The organism is Acidithiobacillus sp. TH-A35 (genome assembly GCF_057473505.1).
This window is the reverse complement of sequence record NZ_JBYCKR010000125.1, coordinates 1-3,779: the sequence shown is the minus strand read 5'-3', so window position 1 is coordinate 3,779 and position 3,779 is coordinate 1. Positions and strand designations below refer to the sequence as shown.

Annotated in this window: 5 protein-coding genes; 4 read left to right on the top strand and 1 reads right to left on the bottom strand. The window is 57.2% G+C overall.

Features of this window, described 5'->3' with window-relative positions; translation table 11 throughout:
* A partial coding sequence (locus tag AC2VNK_RS04485; protein ID WP_486882969.1) for an FAD-dependent monooxygenase occupies positions 1-1,050 on the bottom strand: 1,050 nt, incomplete at its 3' end.
* A gap of 129 nt (positions 1,051-1,179) precedes the next feature.
* On the opposite strand from AC2VNK_RS04485, the gene AC2VNK_RS04480 reads away from it, so the two are divergent.
* The 4 genes from AC2VNK_RS04480 to AC2VNK_RS04465 form a co-directional block, all read left to right on the top strand.
* Entirely contained in the window at positions 1,180-1,995 is an 816-nt protein-coding gene (locus AC2VNK_RS04480) for a TatD family hydrolase (protein ID WP_486882968.1), read from the top strand.
* Positions 1,995-2,741, top strand: coding sequence for a tRNA threonylcarbamoyladenosine dehydratase (locus tag AC2VNK_RS04475; protein WP_486882967.1), 747 nt, complete (start codon positions 1,995-1,997; stop codon positions 2,739-2,741). The genes AC2VNK_RS04480 and AC2VNK_RS04475 overlap by 1 nt, the downstream gene beginning before the upstream one ends.
* A gap of 109 nt (positions 2,742-2,850) precedes the next feature.
* On the top strand, positions 2,851-3,243 hold the full coding sequence (locus AC2VNK_RS04470; protein ID WP_291521472.1) for an SCP2 sterol-binding domain-containing protein: 393 nt from the start codon (positions 2,851-2,853) through the stop codon (positions 3,241-3,243).
* A gap of 12 nt (positions 3,244-3,255) precedes the next feature.
* Positions 3,256-3,779 (top strand): PhnD/SsuA/transferrin family substrate-binding protein (locus tag AC2VNK_RS04465; RefSeq protein ID WP_486882966.1); only part of this gene is annotated, 524 nt, incomplete at its 3' end.

Below are 3,779 nucleotides of genomic sequence, written 5' to 3'. Positions count from 1 at the left end.
CGTCTCGGTAAAGGCGATGGTTTCCAACCGGTCGCGGCGACGGATGCGGGTATAGTCGCTGAGTAGCGATTTACTCCCCGGATCATCACCGCGCTGTGCCGCCTCCCGCAGCAGGGCACCCAGAGTCAGCACATCCCGCAATCCCAGGTTATAACCTTGACCGGCCAAAGGATGCAGTGTCTGTGCGGCATTGCCCACCAAGGCCAAACGCTGATTGGGCTCGGCCCAGAGCCGCTGGAAAAACAGGGGATAGACACTGCGCAGGCCAGTCCTGGCAAGTGGCGGCAGTTGCGGCGGCCTCTGACGGTTCAGGGCCTCCACAAATTCTGCATCAGAAAGGTCCAGTACACGGCTGGCATCGCCGGGGCGCAGGCTCCAGACAATGGAGAATTGGTTGTTGCCGATAGGCAGGAAGGCCAGCGGTCCGCTCTCCAGAAAATGCTCGAAGGCGATGCCGGGCAGGGGCTGCCGCGGGGTCACCGTGGCGATGATGGCATGGCGGTTATGATCCCAGCCCATGCGTCGCAGACTTGCCAGCCGTGCCAGTTCGCCATGGCCGCCATCGGCAATCACCGTCAGCGCTGTCTCGACCCGCAAATCAGGCCAGTCCAGTTGCACCCGGTCCGGAAACCATTGCAGGGCCTGCAACGGTCCCGGTGATTCCTGCTCAAGGGTGTGACAACGCGCCAGCGGCACGGTCAGAGCATCATTCAGTGTCTCCAGACCAGCGACTTCCCCTAGTCTTTGCTCCGATGCGTTCAGCAGGCTGTGTTCCAGGCGCACCTGCCCGCGGATGCCTTGCTGGGTAATCTGCACGGTCTGAATGGCCGCGGCATCCGCCAGAGGCATGGCTACCCCCAGACGACTGAGCAGGCGACGGCTGCCCAAGGCCAGCGCGACAGTGCGGTCTGTCAGCCGCGGTCGTGCCTGCGCCAGGGGATAAGTATCCAGCATCAGCACCCGCAGCGGGCTGTTCGCCAGTGCGAGAACCAGACTGCGCGCCACTGGACCATTACCCAAAATGGCCAGGTCTGCCGTCATCGTACGCATAATTTCTCCAGCGTGGTCTCCATATCCGGTCATTTAAGACCAAGATGCCCTTTGCAGCAAGTGCTGAATCTGTCAGTCCGGCACGAAGTGCATGTTTACCCCGGAGTTTTGCCACAGTAAAATCAGCAGATGCCTTTTCTTGCTTCTGGCGCCGAAAATGTCGCAGATCTGCCTGTGCATGATCTGATAGACAGCCATTGTCACCTGGATGACGCCGCCTTCGACGATGATCGTGATGCGGTTCTGCGCCGCGCAGAAACGGCGGGTGTCTGCAAAATCATCGTCCCTGCCTATACCCTGAAGTATTGGGACCGGCTCAAGGAAAGCTGTCGTCATCACCCTGGACTTTATCCGGCCTATGGTGTGCATCCCCTCTATCTGGGTGATCGGGATGACCAATGGGAAGCGACCTTGGCTACCCTCCTGACCCAGGCGGTCGCTCTGGGAGAAATCGGGCTCGATGCTGGCGATGGGACTCCTGACGCTGCCGGCCAGCGGGCCGCTTTCACGACTCAACTCGCCATGGCACAGCAATTGGGACTGCCGGTCATTCTCCATGCCCGGCGGAGCCTGGAAGAGGTGATCCTGACGCTACGTCGCTTCCCTGGTTTGCGCGGCGTGCTACACAGCTTCTCCGGTAGCCTCGTACAAGCACAGCGATTGATAGATATGGGATTTTTGTTGGGGATGGGCGGCGCACTCACCCACCCGCGCGCCCAGCGTCTGCGGGCGACGGCGGCCATACTCCCCGCGGAATCTCTGCTGGTAGAGACGGATGCCCCGTGGCAAACACCGCATGCGCATCCCGGCACCCGCAATGAACCGGCGTATCTCGGCGAAATTATCGCCAGCCTGGCACAGTTGCGGCATACTCCGGCTCAGGAAATCGCGCAGGTCACTGCGCAAAATGCCCTTACCTTATTTCATCTTCAGGACGCGCCATAATGCCTCATCCTTTTGCCCGCACCGAGATTCTCCTGGGTACACCTGCTGTCGCGACCCTGCGTGATCGCCATGTGCTCATTGCGGGCGTCGGTGGAGTCGGAGGCTATGTCGCAGAAAACCTTGCTCGTGCCGGGGTGGGGCATATCACCCTCATTGACCACGATGTGGTCAGTATTTCCAACATCAATCGTCAACTCGTCGCCCTGCATTCCACGCTGGATCAGCCCAAGGTGGCGGTGATGGCCGCACGGATTCGCGACATTCATCCCGATTGCGTGCTCGAAATCCGTCAGGAGTTCATCAACACGGACAATGCCCAAAGCCTGCTGACGGGCAGCGGTGCTGAAGTGGTTGCGGATTGCATTGATGCCATCGCCTGCAAAGCGATCCTTATCCAGACGGCGCAGACCCTGGGTTTACCCGTCTTTTCCAGCATGGGGGCGGGCAACCGTCTTGACCCCCGCCGGGTTCGCGTCGCCAGGCTCAACCAGACGGAAAAATGCCCGCTGGCCCGTGAGTTACGTGCCCTGCTGCGCAAAAATGGCGCGTCCCTGGACGTGCAGACCGTCTTTTCCGATGAATCCCCGCGCCGGGCAGCCCCTCCCCCGGAAGTATCCACTCCGGGCGGGAGGGCCAAAACGGTCAATGGCACCATTTCCTTTATGCCCGCGCTCTTCGGGGTGTTATTGTCCGGTATTATTCTCCAGCATTTGTTAGCCACTGGCGAAAATCCCAAAAGCGCCTAACTAGAGAATTAACAGAAATCATCTCGTTGTTGACATATAACAATATATTTAAATGGTGATGTTATCATGTGATTTGATAATCAAGGTGTTGAGAGCGGGGGCTCCGATTATGGCAGCAAAATTTATGAGTACGGAGTGGATTCGCCTGGTGGGCAAGCAGTGGGATACGCACCCGGAAATCCAGAAAGATCTGAAAAACTTCAATGCCACTTGGGAGTACTACATTGAAGATCGCCCGGATATCCCGCATGTCATGCTGTTCTGCAAGGCGGGGAAAGTCATCTACACCGGACCTTCTGACGGACGGCGACGCGACTTCATCATGTGGACGAACATGGACCACTGGAAAAAAATTCTGTCCGGGGAGATCAGTGGAAAGTCGGCGTTGATGACCCGACGGCTCAAATTCAAGGGATCCATGATGACGGCCATGAAATACATGACGCCATTTAATATTCACCTCAACATTCTCGGTGAAATACCGGTGGATTTTAATATTTGAGGGTCCCGAAATATGCCATCTTCTGACACAGCAGGGGAGTCCACCCTGAACTTTACAGTGGATCCCAATTATTCCGGAAAAAATCTTCCGGGGTGGTTTTTGATGAACACCTATCTGCAGCGTCACCTCGGGCAGGTGATGCATTTTCAGCACTATGATGGTTTTGATGCCTGTCGTGCAGCGGTTCTCGCCAATCAATACGACCTGGTTTATGCAAACCCCTTTGACTGGGTGCAGTATGTTCAGAAACTGGATTTTGTGCCTATTGCCAAGCCGCGTGACCATTTTGATGAAGTGTACTTATGCAGTTCGGCGGCTGTCCCGATACAGGAGGTTGCGGATTTGCCGACGCGTATCCGCATCGCTTCCGCCCATCCCGCCACGCTGATTCACATGGTAGGCCTGTTTCTGCTGGATAAAGCAGGCATAGACCGGGCGCGTCTCGAATTTGTGTTCACCGGCAGTTATCAGGGCGTACTCAAGGCCATACTGCAGGGGCAGGCCGATGTGGGTTTTCTGTTTGACGAAGTGTATGC